This window comes from Pseudomonas sp. WS 5051 (assembly GCF_012985715.1).
Lineage (GTDB): Bacteria > Pseudomonadota > Gammaproteobacteria > Pseudomonadales > Pseudomonadaceae > Aquipseudomonas > Aquipseudomonas bubulae.
Window position 1 is genome coordinate 1 of record NZ_JAAQWV010000016.1, and the last position, 13,673, is coordinate 13,673.

Annotated in this window: 18 protein-coding genes; 9 read left to right on the top strand and 9 right to left on the bottom strand. The window is 52.6% G+C overall.

The genetic code is table 11. The features are described 5' to 3' along the window. Positions 1–104 (top strand): transposase domain-containing protein (locus tag HBN79_RS19855; protein WP_169916207.1); only part of this gene is annotated, 104 nt, incomplete at its 5' end. A gap of 42 nt (positions 105–146) precedes the next feature. Further along, positions 147–416 carry a hypothetical protein gene (locus tag HBN79_RS19860; RefSeq protein WP_169917070.1) on the top strand — a complete coding sequence of 90 codons (270 nt, stop codon included), beginning with the start codon at positions 147–149 and terminating at the stop codon, positions 414–416. A gap of 501 nt (positions 417–917) precedes the next feature. On the opposite strand, the gene HBN79_RS19865 is transcribed toward HBN79_RS19860, so the two are convergent. After that, entirely contained in the window at positions 918–1,298 is a 381-nt protein-coding gene (locus HBN79_RS19865) for a PadR family transcriptional regulator (protein WP_217902871.1), read from the bottom strand. A gap of 205 nt (positions 1,299–1,503) precedes the next feature. Here HBN79_RS19865 and arsH (HBN79_RS19870) point away from each other — a divergent pair, with 205 nt between their 5' ends. From arsH (HBN79_RS19870) to HBN79_RS19880, 3 genes are read left to right on the top strand one after another with little or no spacing between them, the layout of a single operon-like run. Next, positions 1,504–2,244: an arsenical resistance protein ArsH gene (arsH, locus tag HBN79_RS19870; RefSeq protein ID WP_346010148.1), complete on the top strand. Its 741-nt coding sequence runs from the start codon at positions 1,504–1,506 to the stop codon at positions 2,242–2,244. Continuing rightward, entirely contained in the window at positions 2,241–3,029 is a 789-nt protein-coding gene (locus tag HBN79_RS19875; protein WP_169917072.1) for a metallophosphoesterase, read from the top strand. The genes arsH (HBN79_RS19870) and HBN79_RS19875 overlap by 4 nt, the downstream gene beginning before the upstream one ends. Before the next feature lie 36 nt (positions 3,030–3,065). Then, a complete protein-coding gene (locus HBN79_RS19880) occupies positions 3,066–4,280 on the top strand; it encodes an MFS transporter (protein ID WP_186348357.1) in 1,215 nt (404 codons plus the stop codon). Positions 4,281–4,356: 76 nt separating this feature from the next. Here the strand turns inward: HBN79_RS19880 and HBN79_RS19885 are convergent, their stop codons facing one another. The 8 genes from HBN79_RS19885 to HBN79_RS19920 all read right to left on the bottom strand — a co-directional run bounded on the left by HBN79_RS19885 (position 4,357) and on the right by HBN79_RS19920 (position 9,856). Next, positions 4,357–4,908, bottom strand: a complete 552-nt coding sequence (locus HBN79_RS19885) for an arsinothricin resistance N-acetyltransferase ArsN1 family B (RefSeq protein WP_169917073.1) — start codon at positions 4,906–4,908, stop codon at positions 4,357–4,359. Positions 4,909–4,969: 61 nt separating this feature from the next. Then, positions 4,970–6,043 (bottom strand): ArsO family NAD(P)H-dependent flavin-containing monooxygenase, encoded by a 1,074-nt coding sequence (locus HBN79_RS19890; protein ID WP_169917074.1) that lies wholly within the window; start codon positions 6,041–6,043, stop codon positions 4,970–4,972. 38 nt (positions 6,044–6,081) lie between these two features. Then, the gene (gene arsC, locus HBN79_RS19895; protein WP_169917075.1) at positions 6,082–6,504 is read right to left on the bottom strand and encodes an arsenate reductase (glutaredoxin); all 423 of its coding nucleotides are present in this window, start codon (positions 6,502–6,504) and stop codon (positions 6,082–6,084) included. A 20-nt stretch (positions 6,505–6,524) separates the two neighbouring features. Continuing rightward, positions 6,525–7,238 (bottom strand): arsenical resistance protein ArsH, encoded by a 714-nt coding sequence (arsH, locus tag HBN79_RS19900; RefSeq protein ID WP_169917076.1) that lies wholly within the window; start codon positions 7,236–7,238, stop codon positions 6,525–6,527. Positions 7,239–7,284: 46 nt separating this feature from the next. Beyond that, the gene (locus HBN79_RS19905; RefSeq protein ID WP_095023937.1) at positions 7,285–7,755 is read right to left on the bottom strand and encodes an arsenate reductase ArsC; all 471 of its coding nucleotides are present in this window, start codon (positions 7,753–7,755) and stop codon (positions 7,285–7,287) included. 16 nt (positions 7,756–7,771) lie between these two features. Continuing rightward, on the bottom strand, positions 7,772–9,055 hold the full coding sequence (locus tag HBN79_RS19910; RefSeq protein ID WP_153405720.1) for an arsenic transporter: 1,284 nt from the start codon (positions 9,053–9,055) through the stop codon (positions 7,772–7,774). A 25-nt stretch (positions 9,056–9,080) separates the two neighbouring features. Then, complete coding sequence (locus HBN79_RS19915; protein WP_153405723.1) at positions 9,081–9,437, bottom strand: metalloregulator ArsR/SmtB family transcription factor; 357 nt, start codon at positions 9,435–9,437, stop codon at positions 9,081–9,083. Then, entirely contained in the window at positions 9,434–9,856 is a 423-nt protein-coding gene (locus HBN79_RS19920) for an arsenate reductase ArsC (RefSeq protein WP_095023940.1), read from the bottom strand. Before HBN79_RS19920 ends, HBN79_RS19915 begins: the two co-directional genes overlap by 4 nt. A 127-nt stretch (positions 9,857–9,983) precedes the next feature. On the opposite strand from HBN79_RS19920, the gene arsN2 reads away from it, so the two are divergent. The 4 genes from arsN2 to HBN79_RS19940 all read left to right on the top strand — a co-directional run bounded on the left by arsN2 (position 9,984) and on the right by HBN79_RS19940 (position 13,443). Next, on the top strand, positions 9,984–10,448 hold the full coding sequence (arsN2, locus tag HBN79_RS19925) for an arsenic resistance N-acetyltransferase ArsN2 (protein ID WP_169917077.1): 465 nt from the start codon (positions 9,984–9,986) through the stop codon (positions 10,446–10,448). Between the two features lie 494 nt (positions 10,449–10,942). Continuing rightward, the gene (locus tag HBN79_RS19930; RefSeq protein WP_095023960.1) at positions 10,943–11,197 is read left to right on the top strand and encodes a hypothetical protein; all 255 of its coding nucleotides are present in this window, start codon (positions 10,943–10,945) and stop codon (positions 11,195–11,197) included. 308 nt (positions 11,198–11,505) lie between these two features. After that, complete coding sequence (locus tag HBN79_RS19935) at positions 11,506–11,802, top strand: hypothetical protein (RefSeq protein WP_169917078.1); 297 nt, start codon at positions 11,506–11,508, stop codon at positions 11,800–11,802. A 96-nt stretch (positions 11,803–11,898) separates the two neighbouring features. Further along, entirely contained in the window at positions 11,899–13,443 is a 1,545-nt protein-coding gene (locus tag HBN79_RS19940) for an LA2681 family HEPN domain-containing protein (protein WP_169917079.1), read from the top strand. Positions 13,444–13,673: the final 230 nt, after the last annotated feature.

Below are 13,673 nucleotides of genomic sequence, written 5' to 3' on the forward strand. Positions count from 1 at the left end.
ACCTCGAACCCGCCGCCTGGCTCAAAGCCACACTGGAAAAACTCCCCGCCTGGCCCAATAGCCGGATCGATGAGCTACTACCGCTGGGTCCACAGCCCGAGTAAAGGTGGGGCGGCTGGACGCTTACGAGTCTTCGAAAATACACCGTGGTCATCACGGCTTTTATCAGCGAAGCGGTGATCATAGAAGATAGGTGCCTTGGCGTATTCTTCGATCACCTTCAGGAAGACGAGGTGAATCGAACAGCCAATGGCGGAATAATTTGCACGACAAAAATTCAAAGGGCTTGGAAAGAAGGACGTTTCTGGCTTTTGGAGACGGGGGAGGGGAATTACCTCATTGGTAGCTTCAAGCGCGGCGGTGGCCGACGTAGCTTTATTGAGATGCTTCAGCCTGATGAGGCCCGATGGCTATGATCCGTGGATCAGGCGGGTTGAGCGCAATCGCGCTTTACACGCTAGGTATGGGGACAAATTCGATCCCTGGGGAGACGATTGATCTTACCTTGTTCAATAAAAATGCAGCGTCTCATCTTAATCGGTCGGCCTGGTAGTTACCCGCACAACTGTCGAGTACCTGAGCCGCGACCATGTTGGCGATGACGTACTGAGTATTTTGAGAGTTGCCCAAGTCGCTGTAGGTGCGGTTGTACCTTACAGGCCGGTTGAGCTGGGGCGGATCGCGACTTATTTCGCTCCCGCTGAGTATCGTCGCTTACGAATTACTGAAAATCATGCCCGCTGGGACGTTAACTACCAGCCTAAAGGGGGCCCGCCCCGAGGTTGATCTGAGGATGTAACCTGAGCACCAGTCTTGGCTCAAGCAGGCATTAAGATGTTGACCCCATGCTTTCTATACCTGCCACAAATCTTCCAGTTCAGACCTACGTGAGGTCTTTTGTATGTGGCGCAGAAAGTCTATTTACGCTTCTTGATATGAGCTGCTACCTCCATCCACGCGTCGGCAGCTACAGCGTAAGCCTCGCGACCTTTGTCCGTCAGCGTGTAAACCTTACGACCTCGACCCGCTACGGTTTCGCTTTGGACTGTAACGTAACCGCCTTGCTCAAACTCGCGGAGCACCGGGTATATCGTGCCCTCTGTCGGGGCGCAGCACCCGTGAGTAGTGCCTTCGACTTCGCGAGCGATTTCGTAGCCGTGCATGGGGCGGTCGTGCAACACGCTCAGAATGAAGAACTTGGACAGGCTCATTTTGATTATGCCGTTCCAGTACATTCGATCTGTGTAATCAATCACAGGTTTGGCTGCTTTTGTCGGTTCTGCTGTCGATTTGGTCATGGTTGCGATTCTACCCAATGGCTTTCAGTGCGCCAGAAACTCACTGCCCAGAACATGGCATTTCGTCGGCTGCGGATAAAAATGCCTACTAATACCTTGAAGGTCAATGTATTGATCCATACTATGCATTGACCATCAATGCATAGGCCGATCAGGCTCATGCGATTCAAGGAGGCATCATTTCATGAGTCATTCAACAACTGATATTTCAACCTTACAAATCCCTAATTTAAATGAGGAGGCTTTTGATTCTTCGATTGCGGACAAGATTGAAACTCGTCAGCAGATGACTCATCCACCTCGGATCCTAATGCTTTATGGATCCTTACGAGAACGTTCCTACAGTCGGTTACTGACTGAGGAGGCTGCTCGCATACTGCGCAAGCTCGGGGCTGAAGTACGCATCTTTGATCCGACTGGCCTGCCTCAACCCGACACTGCCTCAGCCGATCACCCTAAGGTCAAAGAGTTGCGTGAATTGTCCCTGTGGTCTGAGGGGCAGGTTTGGTGCAGCCCAGAGCGGCACGGCAACATGACCGGGATTTTCAAAACCCAGATTGACTGGCTTCCTCTTTCTGAAGGTGCCGTGCGTCCTACACAAGGAAGAACACTGGCCGTAATGCAGGTCAGCGGGGGATCTCAATCCTTTAATACAGTCAATGCGCTACGTGTCCTCGGTCGATGGATGCGCATGGTCACAATTCCGAACCAGTCATCAGTACCTCGTGCACATCAGGAATTCGATGATGCTGGGCGTATGAAACCGTCGCCTTACTATGACCGCGTCGTCGATGTCATGGAGGAGTTGTTCAAGTTCACGTTGCTAGTACGCGAACGCTCCGACTTTCTGGTGGACAGATACTCAGAGCGTATGGAACAGGCAGAAGAACATCAGGCCGCGATTGCCAAAAATCTTGCCGATGTCATGTCAGGAGAGCGCAAATGAAAATTGCCTGGTTGTCAGATCTTCATCTAGTTGTCCCTGGCAGTGATTTGCCACGCGGAGTTGATCCGGCTCTTAGAGCTCAGATGTGTCTTGACGATATACGCGCGCGCCATGCCGATGCAGACCGCTTGATTATTACTGGCGACCTCATTCAGCTTCGTCATACCGGCGCCTATGGGTTGTTGAAAGAACTACTGGAGGACATGCCGATGCCCGCCAAACTTCTGGTAGGCAATCATGATGACCGGGCGGCATTTTTCGAGGTGTTTCCACACATGCCCCATGAGCTTGGGTATGTGCAAAGCAGTGAGGTGGTCGACGGTCATCAACTGATTTATCTGGATACCGTAGCTGATGATGGCAAGCATCACGGGCAATTGGACAGCGTACGTCTGCAGTGGCTGGATAAAGTATTGAGCCAGTGCAACTGTCCCGTCTTGCTGTTTATGCATCATCCGCCAGCGATGGTGGGTATTCCTGCGCTGGATAAAATGCGGCTGAACGTCGGTGATCAAGCACTGCACGAAATTCTGCAGCGGCATAAACACCGTTCGGTTCACCTGTTTTGCGGTCATGTCCATCGTAGCCTGTCCGGAACATGGGGCGGTTTTCCCTATGCTGTCATGACGACACCTCATGTCGGATTTGCGCTGGACATGCAACAGCACAAACTCTTGCCAGCAGATGAAGCGCCAGGCTACGGCGTGATCCAGAGCCTGGATAACAGCATTGTTGTTCATACACAGGTCAGCAGTGGGTTTGGATCATCAGCATTGGTTCGGTGAAATTTCGACAAGAGTTATCGCGACGAAGTTTTTCCTATGGTTAAGGGGCTCGCTTTTAAATTGGCTAATACCGCTTCCCCGACGACAAGGCAGAATGCGACCTTAATTGGCTCGATGGGCTTTAACCAGATCCTCGCGTGGGGTTCGACTTTCTATCTGCCGGCGGTACTAGCCGAGCCCATTTCGCACTCGCTGAGCACATCCGTTCCTGCTGTGGTGGGTGCCTTATCGTGGTCTCTGCTTGTCGCAGGATTATGCGCGCCGGTGGTCGGCAGGATTATTGATAAGCATGGCGGGAAATGGGTGCTCGCCTTCAGTTCGCTGTTGCTGGCCCTTGGCTTGATCGCCATGTCTTTCGCAACAGGGTTGCTCGTCTACTACATCGCATGGACAGTCTTGGGGTTGGGCATGGCCGCTGGCCTTTATGATGCTGGCTTCGCGACGCTGGGCCGATTGATGGGGGTAAAGGCGAGAAGCTCGATGACCGGGCTGACACTTATTGCGGGCTTTGCAAGTACTGTAGCGTGGCCTTTCCTGGCGGCCATGGATGCGAGGTATGGATGGCAAACCACGTGCATGGTGCTCGCGCTAATCCATCTCGTTGTCGGTTTGCCCCTCCACCTGTTAACGGTTCCAACGCCTTCGCCGCGAGCAGATGAGCCCCCAAAGGTGGCTAAAAAGTCATACGCGCCTGCTGATCCACGCTTAGTGTGGATCGCTTTGTTGTTCACATTACATGCGTTCGTGATGTCAGCATTAGCAGTGAATCTAATAGCGCTCCTCCGGGGCCATGAAATTTCTGCCGCCATGGCAGTAACGTTCGGAGCGCTGATGGGGCCATCACAGGTTGTCGCCCGGCTTCTGGAATATGCGTTTGGCCGCAACGCCCACCCCGTATGGATTGCCAGGCTAGGAATTCTGGCTTGCATGGTCGGACTTTTGGCCTTGGGGCCAGGGATAGTGATGCTGTCCCTTCTCGCAGTGGTTACCTTCGGCGGTGGAAATGGAATCATGACCATCGCCAGAGGAACAGTCCCACTTACCCTGTTAGGCAGCATCAATCTGGGAATGCATCTTGGGCTGATCGCCCGCCCAGTGTTGATCGCTCAAGCGGTAGCGCCCATGGTATGCGCATACATCTTGGTGCAGCTTGGGCCAAACTGGCTGATATGGATCATGGCAGGAATATTGGGGGTCGGCGCTTTGGTCGCATTCACCAAGCTACGAACATTCGACTCATCAGTGGTCTGAACACCAAATGTCACGTCAGGAAAGTTACAAACTCTTCAGCTACTCCGCTCATAGCAAGTAGCACGCACCGATTGATCTACTTTGAGTCAACTTCCACGTGGGAGAAAAGCAACGGCTCCAACGGTGGGGTTAGCTGGCACAGGCCGAGCCGCCAGTAGCCCACGTCGTGCCATTCCCCGAGTTTGAAGCCTACCTCTGGATATGTCCCGATGTGGTCGAATCCGAGTGACTCGTGCAGACCTACACTGCCTTCATTGGGCTGCGCTATTCCAGCGTAAGCTGCACGAAACCGCTGTTTTTCAAGTATCGGAAGCAGCGTCTCGTAGAGCAGGTGACCAATACCCTGACGGCGAGCCGACTCGGCTATGTAGACCGTCACGTCCACAGCCCAGCGATAGGCCGGCCGGGCCCGGTGCTGGCTTGCGTAGGCATAACCCTTTATCTCCCCACCTTCTTCAGCAACTAGATATGGATAAGTCTGAAGCGTCATCGTTATTCGCTGAGCAATCTCATCAACGCTTGGAGGAATCTCTTCAAACGAGATTGCAGTCTTTAAAACGATGGGGGCATAAATACGTTGGATGGCTTCTGCATCAGCTATCACCGCCGTACGGATTTCTAAAGCCATGTAGGATCATCCCTAATTCAAAATCTGAGCAGTGTTTTTATAGATCAGCTTTGTGTAGCCATCAGACCAACTCAGTGAGATAGCTTTGCACCTGCTTGACCACATCTCGTGCAGTACGGGTCACTCCAATCAATGTAGCGGAGGCGAGCCCTGTCCAATCACCGTAGCCCACCAGCCATAGATTAGGTAAATCAACACTTCGGTTTTCGTCCACGGCTACTTTGCCGTTTTGACCAACAATACCAAAGTTGGTCAGGTGGTCGAGTGCAGGAGAAAACCCGGTGCACCAGATGACGACATCCACCTTCGTCTCGTTTCCTGATGGCCACACAACACCAGTTGAGGTGAAATGAGTGAATGGCCGTACCGCATTCAATACTCCGCGTTCGCGGGCCTCCTTTACCGATGGAACCATTACGATATCGCCAAGCCCACCTACGGGCTGTTCAGACTCTACGCCATCCTGTTGAGCCTTCAATCGAGCAGTTGCTCGTTCGAATAGAACACGACCATCGACGTCATCAGGCAGAAATTTTGGGGCTTCTTGAGTCACCCAGGTTGCCTGAGACACTTTCGAAATCTCGGCGTAAATCTGGGCCCCCGAGTTCCCACCACCCACAACAAGGACGGTCTTCCCCTCAAACTCATTCGGCCCAACGTAATGGGCGGAATGAAGTTGCTGCCCTGCAAACAACTCATGGCCTGGATAGTTTGGGATGAATGGGTGGCTCCAGGTGCCTGTCGCGCTGATGACCGCCTTGGCATCCCAATATCTATCCCCGGAGACAGCGCGCAACCCTTCTTCCATTTTCTCGACACGGGTTACTCGCGTAGAGCGAATGATGGGAAAGTCATATCGACGCTCGTACTGAGTCAGATAGTCGATAACATCATCACGGTGAGGCGTTTCTTCTGATACAGCAGGCATCGGCCAGCCTGCAATCGAACTCCATGCAGACGGCGAGAAGAGCCGGAGCGAACCCCATCCATGCCTCCATGCGCCTCCCGGCGCTGGCTCAGCATCAAGCAGCACGTAAGACAACCCTGAGCGCTTCAGAAAATAGGCGACGGTGAGCGCGGATTGGCCACCGCCAATGACTACAACATCAAATTTCAAATTTTGATTCACCGCCATCCCTCCTGGCACATTCACTTGGCTCTATCTGCGTCGGTTCAGACCCTGCGGCCATGCTTATCAATAACGGCTTGTCCGTCTTCTTTGGTGAAGCTACCACGCTGCTCTTGCGGTAGCAGGTCGAGGACAGCCTCTGACGGACGACACAAGCGTGCGCCCAAGGCGGTTATAACGATGGGGCGATTAATCAGGATGGGGTTAGCCATCATGGCATCGATGAGCTGGTCATCAGAAAGTGATGTGTCGCCCAGTCCCAGCTCCTCGTACGGAGTCCCGTTGATGCGAAGGAGGGCCCGCACTTCGATACCCATATCCTTGATCAGCCCTACAAGCGTGGGGCGATCAGGAGGAGTCTTTAGATATTCGATAACAGTCGGCTCTTCTCCACTGTTGCGAATCAACTCTAGAGTGTTCCGAGAGGTGCCACATTGCGGGTTGTGGTAGATCGTGATCTGACTCATAAACTTTCCTCGCAGTGACGTTAAATGGAGCGCTGATTGACACGCTTTGACAGCTCTTCTGCGGACTCTTTGCGCTCTGAATATCGATCAACCAGATAGTCCTGGCGATCCCTCAAGAGCAGCGTGAACTTCATCAACTCTTCCATTACGTCCACCAGACGGTCGTAGTACGAGGACGGTTTCATCCGACCTGCCTCATCAAATTCGGTGAACGCCTTGGCCACCGAAGATTGGTTGGGGATGGTGAACATCCGCATCCACCGACCCAGTACCCGCAACTGATTGACCACGTTAAATGATTGCGAACCGCCGCAGACCTGCATCACAGCAAGGGTCTTTCCTTGGGTAGGTCGTACAGCGCCAATCGCCAGCGGAACCCAGTCGATCTGGGCCTTGAAAACTGCACTCATGGAGCCATGACGCTCTGGGGAACACCATACTTGGCCTTCAGACCACTGCATCAACTCGCGCAGCTCTGCGACTTTGGGATGAGTTTCCGGAGCATCGTCTGGCAACGGCAAGCCCGATGGGTCAAAGATCTTGGTTTCGGCGCCAAACTCATTCAGCAGACGTGCGGCCTCTTGCGTGACTAAACGGCTGAATGAGCGCTCTCGCGTCGATCCGTACAGAAGAAGAATTCGAGGCTTATGGAGCGTGGGTGTACGAGGCGACAGTTGCTCCAACGAAGGAATGTCGATCAGGTCAGCGTCTACGTTTGGCAATGTGTCTTGCATATAAACTCCTACAGGCTTGCCAAGCAGGCAAGGCCTCGATTGTTCTTCAAAGCGAACCGATACGGTTCAGTTCAGCTTTGAGCTCGTCAGCGCTCATGGTTTGCAGCGGTAGCGCAAGAAACGCTGTAACACGCTCACGAATTTTGTTGAGGGTGGCTTCAAACGCTGCGGTAATCTCAGACTCTGACCCGGAGGCTTCGGACGGATCGGCCAAGCCCCAGTGCGCCTTCAAGGCTGGCCCGAAAAATATTGGGCACGCTTCACCCGCAGCCCGATCACAAACGGTAATAACGATATCTGGAGGGGAGCCTTCAAAAGCATCCGAAGCCTTGCTGCTTAATCCCACCGTGGAGATACCGACCGCCTCCAGCGTTTGCAATGCCCGTTGATTCACTCGGCCACTGGGAAAGCTTCCCGAACTAACCGCTTCTAAGCCTTCAGGTGCTAGGTGGTTGAACAGCGCCTCAGACAGAATGCTGCGGCAGCTGTTGTGGGTGCACATGAATAAGACTTTCATCAAAAGATTCCATGATTCAGAAACTAAGGCGCAATGCCAGGGCGCATAGGGTGGCGACGAGGATGGGTAAAGTCAGCACGATCCCGGTCTTGAAGTAATAGCCCCAGCTGATCTTGATGTCCTTCTTAGCCAACACGTGCAGCCATAACAGCGTTGCCAGGCTACCAATTGGAGTGATCTTCGGGCCCAGGTCGGCACCGATGACATTGGCGTACACCATTGCTTGCTGTACGACGCCATCGACTTCGGCGGCATGAATCGACAGGGCTCCTACCAGGACGGTGGGCATGTTATTCATGATTGACGACAGGAATGCTGTTAGCAGCCCTGTTCCTAGGGACGCGCCCCAGACGCCATAGCCGGCGAATACGTTCAGGATCTGCGCGATGTGGTCAGTCAGGCCTGCGTTTTTCAGGCCATAGACGACCAGATACATACCCAAAGAAAAAATCACCACTTGCCACGGAGCCTCTTTGAGCACTTTTCCTGTGTTGATCGCATGGCCACGAGCCGCGATGACATAGAGGATGAGTGCGCAGAACGCTGCAATGGCACTGATCGGAACTCCCAATGGTTCGATGACAAAGAAACCGATCAAGAGCAGTGCTAACACCCACCAACCGGCCACAAAGGTGGCGCGGTCGTGGATTGCCTCGGCCGGATTGCCCAGTTGATTGAGGTCGTAGGTTTTGGGCAAATCCTTTCGAAAAAACCACAGCAGCATGGCTAATGTCGCCGCCACGCTGACAATGTTTACGGGCACCATAATCGAGGCGTATTCATTGAAGCTAATACCGAAGTAGTCAGCAGAAACGATATTGACCAGGTTGGAAACCACAAACGGCAAGCTCGCCGTGTCGGCGATAAAACCGGCTGCCATTACGAATGCCAATGTTGCAGCGGGAGAAAAACGCAATGCCAGCAGCATTGCAATTACGATAGGCGTGAGTATGAGTGCCGCGCCGTCATTGGCGAATAACGCCGATACCGCCGCGCCTAACAGGATGAATAGTGCGAAGAGCTTGCGGGTGCTGCCAGCGCCCCATCTCGCAACATGCAGCGCAGCCCACTTGAAAAATCCCGCCTCATCAAGCAGCAGGCTAATGATGATGACCGCGATGAACGTCCCGGTGGCGTTCCAGACGATGCTCCAAACTTCAGGTATGTCCCCGAGGGTAACGACGCCCGTCAGCAGAGCCACGACAGCACCCATCATGGCGCTCCAACCTACCCCAAGCCCTCTGGGTTGCCAGATGACAAGCACGATGGTGGCAATAAAGATCAATACGGCAATCAACATTTCAATAACCCGGTTTGGACGTGAATCAGTTGCACACGGCCTGATTGATAGGACGATCGTTCATGCCGCATAGGCGCTTAGCCTCGGTTTCCAACCATTGCTGATTGGCATCTACGACTTCTTTCAAAACGCTAGTCACCCAGACAGGCAAATCGGGGTTCAGTCGGTAATACACCCACTGGCCTTGACGACGATCCAGCAGCAAACCTGCTGAGCGAAGCAGCGCCAAGTGGCGAGAAATCTTTGGCTGGCTCAGATCCAATGCTGCCGTCAGTTCGCAGACACACAACTCACCCTCACTCACGACGAGCAGGGTGATTTTGGTTCGAGTGTCATCTGCCAGGCACTTGAATAGCGTGGTGGGGTTCATGGGTTCTGTCATAGATCCTCCAGATGTTTGGTCTTGACCAAAACGAAGAGCTTGATGCGCTCGTGGATGTCATGGAGCGTATGTCGAAATGCGACAGGATCATCGCTGATCACCGGATCAGGAAAATCCCACGCGATAACCTCATTAGCGCCGGGCATCGAATGGCACTCGCTTACGGATTTGTCACAGAGGGTAATTACGTAGTCGAATCGTTCAGTGCGAAATTCATTGATGGACTTGCTGCGTAAACCGGTTGCATCGACCCCGACGGCCTCCAGCGCCTGAATCGTGCGCGGGTCAACGTGAGAGGGCTCATAGCCCGCGCTAAAGACATCGAAGCGCGAATCGGTGTGCCTAAGCAAAGCCTCTGCAAGCTGAGAGCGGGCAGAGTTGGCAACACAGACGAAAAGCACTTTGATAGCAACGCTCATGGTGATTTCTACGCATATGGAAAACTGAATATACGCTTTGGCGAATATTCGGTAAAGCGAATGTGATGGGTGATTCTCCTGTTTAGACTGTCGTTGTCCAAACGCGGGAACATAAGGAGTTGAAGTGATGGATAGTGATGTGACGATCCGGGCAACGAAAATTACCGGAGAGCAATGGCAGCGTTTTCGAGCTGCCTTGAAATCCGCCGAGCTTCCCGCAGACGATATTAATCTACCAGGTCGAACCTTTTTTGAGTTCACGGGCGGCGGTAAGACAGTCGCGTGGGGAGGGTTTGAAACTCATGGGCCAGACGGGTTGTTGCGCTCCCTGATCGTATTGCCTGAATGCAGATCCAAAGGGTTCGGGGCCGCAGTGCTTCGGGCCATTGAGGCAATAGCCGCTGAGCAGGGAATTGCTCGCTTTCATTTGCTGACGACAACTGCGTCGGTTTTTTTTGAGAAGCATGGATATGCAGTAAATCAACGAAGTTCTGCGCCGCCTATGATTTCTCAGACGGAGCAGTTCAGGGGGCTTTGCCCTGGCTCGGCTTGCTACATGTGTAAGGTGTTAACAAGCGAGCAACCACATTAGCAGACCAATAAATGACGCCATAAAATCGTCAAATTCCAATGTCGTTCTTGGCTGTTTTAAGAGACCGCGTGGGTAGATTTAGGGAGAGTGTTTCGGGTTGTTACAGGCCAAAACCGGCGTAACCCGTGATTTAGAAGGTCTGACCATCCATACAGCATCAGAGTGGATCCAAGCCATACTTTGCACACAGCTTGCCCGCAGCTTTGTCATCTTGCTATGTCAAAGCACTCGCACTATCTTGTAGTTGATTCATCTAGAGACACTATATGTTGTGTTTTTTGTGAGTCAGCAGCGGATTCAGTAAAGACGGCGGGCATGCGTGCGAAGTTTGGACGCCGAGCACGCATACCCGCCTACCCTGAGCCAATGCGTACATTGGTAGGATGCGCATTAGAGAAAAATCTGACTTTGGATGTCAATCATCCAGTCCGGTTTTCCGCTCAAGGGTTGCTCCTGCCTACTCGATCTGAATATAGATACAGGAGCACCTAATCGTGCCTAAAAATACAAAACAAACCTCGACTTCCGTGGCCAGCCTAGCCTCCAAAATCCTCCGCGACGATAGCTCCTCTGCCATTCAGAAAGAATTGGCAGGTTCGGCTATGGCTCAAGCGTCGACTGGTAAGCAGACCGGCGCTGATATGGAGACCAAGGCCAGCCAAGTCTTGGACAGCAACAAGTACAACGCCACGACCAAGACCCTAGCGGCCTCGGTACTTGCTCAATCTAACAAAGAACGGGGTAAGTGAAATGACTCAATACTTCGTTAATAGCAATGCACAGAGCAACGGTGACCATGAGGTGCATACCAATACCTGCATCTTTTTGCCGGCACTCCACAATCGCCTTGACCTTGGCCATCACACCACCTGTGTAAGTGCTGTGCGCCAAGCTCGCAATACATACCCGCAGTCGAACGGTTGTCGGACGTGTTCGTCGGCTTGCCACACTCAGTAGATCGCATCTCTACCTCAGGCTTTTGACTTTTGGGTAAGCCGGCTGCCTCATTGGCTGGCCCCCATTTTCATTGAATGTGATTTTTCCATGAGTTTGCACTATGAGCTATTTGGTTTATTGCACGTTTGACCTGAAGAACGCCTCGGCCAAGGATTACGAGAACGCGTACGCGGATCTTCAGCGGATCGGACTTGCGAAAGTAGTCAAGGCAGATGAGGGGCCGCAGGTGGTTATTCCTACCACGTCTACGATGGGCTTCTTTAACGGCACCAGTGCGGCGGCTGTGCGCAATGACGTGCGTAACTCGGTACAGGCTGCTTTCCGAGCTCGACTTCTGAAGTCTGAGATCTTCATTGTGGTAGGAGGTGATTGGGCGTGGGGGGCAGGGACGACTTGATACTCTAAATCTTCATCAGATGAAGAGATGACTTTCAAGGTGAGTAGCGATATTCCCGAATCACGACATCGCTGATTTTGAAGGACGGCACTACCTATGTTGAGCGTATTCTCGAAACTCTCATCACACCTCAATTCCTTGGTGGATGCTGATCCTGCACTTGCAGTAAAAGAAGCTCGTGAACTCGATCTAGATGGGCCTAATCGTATTAATCTGATGTCCCTGCGTGCAGCCACTCTGGTTAACGCCGGTGCCTCGCTTGGGCGCCAAGAAGCCATTGATGAAGGCCTTGAGCTATACCGTGAGCTTCATCGCTTATATCCGACAGCCGACATCACCTACAATTTAGCAAATGGGCTCGTGGAGGCCGCAGATTGTAGGGGTGATGATTCTGAATGGCTGGATCATCAGGAACAGACCCGCGCCTACAGGGCCGAAGCCCGACGATGTTATTGGAAGGTGCTGCAAGACGTAGATGCTGATGTGGAGTTGCGCACCCAAGCTTGGACGAATATCGCTAATTTGTTCGCAAAAACCTATCGGCTCTCTGAAGCACATGACGCACGCCTCTCCGCTCTTAAAATTGATCCCAAGAACGGCGTCGCCGCGTTCTGCGCAGCATTGGATTTGATGTGGCTTTTTAAGCGTGGAGGCTGCTCAGAGTTAACGCATATGGAAGCAGTGATGCTAGCCAGGCAGGCACTTCGAAATAAGGAGCGAATTGTCCAGTACGCCGGTGCAAGAGTCGTGGCCAAGGTGGAAGCACTCGCCAGCAAGCTAACTGATCCGCCACCTAGGTCTCTGCACACGAACCCCTTCATCAGATGGGTGGAAGAGGAGCGTCTTACACTTGCTCCTGCTGTAGAACTCGTAGATCCATCCTTGGGTAAGCTCGATTGGCTTACTCTTCCAGGTATTCTCGAGCGCGAACCAGGGGTGGGCAGCAGACCGCCGCCATTGTTTGCCATGTTCAATATGCTGAAGAGCGATTTTGTCCTAGCACGGGATTTGGCATGGCGAGCAAGTGACGGAAGCGCTTGGCCGAAGACAGGACAGTTTGCAGATACTCTCGATTATGCAATGTACGGCCCTGATACCTCCGCACTCATACTGGCACATCGAACTGCCCTTGATCTGCTCGATAAGGTTGCAGTGACGGCCAATTATTATTTTGATTTGGGACATCCGCCTGACAAGGTTTATTTCGGGAAGATATGGAGAATTCGCGTTGATAAAAAACGAGGCACTTCGCCGCTAGCAAACAAAGTAGAAGTACTAATTCGTGCAGGTGTATACGCGATGTACGGCTTGGCTGAACTGGCAGAAGACTACGACGCCAGAGATGGAATTCTCCATTCACAAAAGGATTTGCGAAATTTTGGCACGCACAGATTCGTGGTGCTTCATGACTTGGGGGATACCACGAGGGTTAGGCAAACTCCTGAAGTCGAGCATATCAACCACTCAGACTTTATCGATGAGGCACTGCGTGCTCTTCGGGTCGCAAGATCTGCAATCCAGATGCTCGCGCTAGCAATTTCTCAGCATGAAGAAATCTTAAGGCAACAAACGGACGGCATTCTCGAAACCTTAATTGTTCCGGATCAGCACTGGATTCGTGGTGAAGATGAAGAGCTTTAACTCCGTGCTGTTGAACAGTTGGCCCTAGCTGAAATGGAGTGTTCCAGATGGTCTATACCTTCACCCTTATTACCAATTGACGTCTGACGAGAGCGATATGGATTCGCTTGTGGAACGCTTGGCTGAAGAAGGCTGCGATGACGCATGGGTCGGCGTCGGGCAGCTAGGGCGCCTAGCTCTAGAGTTCACCCGTGAGTTCCCTCTGCACATGACGCAGTTGAGGGCGCCAT

What these genes read in the sequence shown, in the direction of transcription:
- HBN79_RS19920 (WP_095023940.1), bottom strand. Translation starts at nt 9,856, where the DNA reads ATGAGCGTTGCTATCAAAGTGCTTTTCGTCTGTGTTGCCAACTCTGCC.
- HBN79_RS19935 (WP_169917078.1), top strand. Translation starts at nt 11,506, where the DNA reads ATGAGCTATTTGGTTTATTGCACGTTTGACCTGAAGAACGCCTCGGCC.
- arsH (WP_169917076.1), bottom strand. Translation starts at nt 7,238, where the DNA reads ATGCAAGACACATTGCCAAACGTAGACGCTGACCTGATCGACATTCCT.
- HBN79_RS19875 (WP_169917072.1), top strand. Translation starts at nt 2,241, where the DNA reads ATGAAAATTGCCTGGTTGTCAGATCTTCATCTAGTTGTCCCTGGCAGT.
- HBN79_RS19890 (WP_169917074.1), bottom strand. Translation starts at nt 6,043, where the DNA reads ATGGCGGTGAATCAAAATTTGAAATTTGATGTTGTAGTCATTGGCGGT.
- HBN79_RS19915 (WP_153405723.1), bottom strand. Translation starts at nt 9,437, where the DNA reads ATGACAGAACCCATGAACCCCACCACGCTATTCAAGTGCCTGGCAGAT.
- HBN79_RS19905 (WP_095023937.1), bottom strand. Translation starts at nt 7,755, where the DNA reads ATGAAAGTCTTATTCATGTGCACCCACAACAGCTGCCGCAGCATTCTG.
- HBN79_RS19880 (WP_186348357.1), top strand. Translation starts at nt 3,066, where the DNA reads ATGGTTAAGGGGCTCGCTTTTAAATTGGCTAATACCGCTTCCCCGACG.
- HBN79_RS19910 (WP_153405720.1), bottom strand. Translation starts at nt 9,055, where the DNA reads ATGTTGATTGCCGTATTGATCTTTATTGCCACCATCGTGCTTGTCATC.
- arsC (WP_169917075.1), bottom strand. Translation starts at nt 6,504, where the DNA reads ATGAGTCAGATCACGATCTACCACAACCCGCAATGTGGCACCTCTCGG.
- arsN2 (WP_169917077.1), top strand. Translation starts at nt 9,984, where the DNA reads ATGGATAGTGATGTGACGATCCGGGCAACGAAAATTACCGGAGAGCAA.
- HBN79_RS19865 (WP_217902871.1), bottom strand. Translation starts at nt 1,298, where the DNA reads ATGACCAAATCGACAGCAGAACCGACAAAAGCAGCCAAACCTGTGATT.
- HBN79_RS19885 (WP_169917073.1), bottom strand. Translation starts at nt 4,908, where the DNA reads ATGGCTTTAGAAATCCGTACGGCGGTGATAGCTGATGCAGAAGCCATC.
- HBN79_RS19940 (WP_169917079.1), top strand. Translation starts at nt 11,899, where the DNA reads ATGTTGAGCGTATTCTCGAAACTCTCATCACACCTCAATTCCTTGGTG.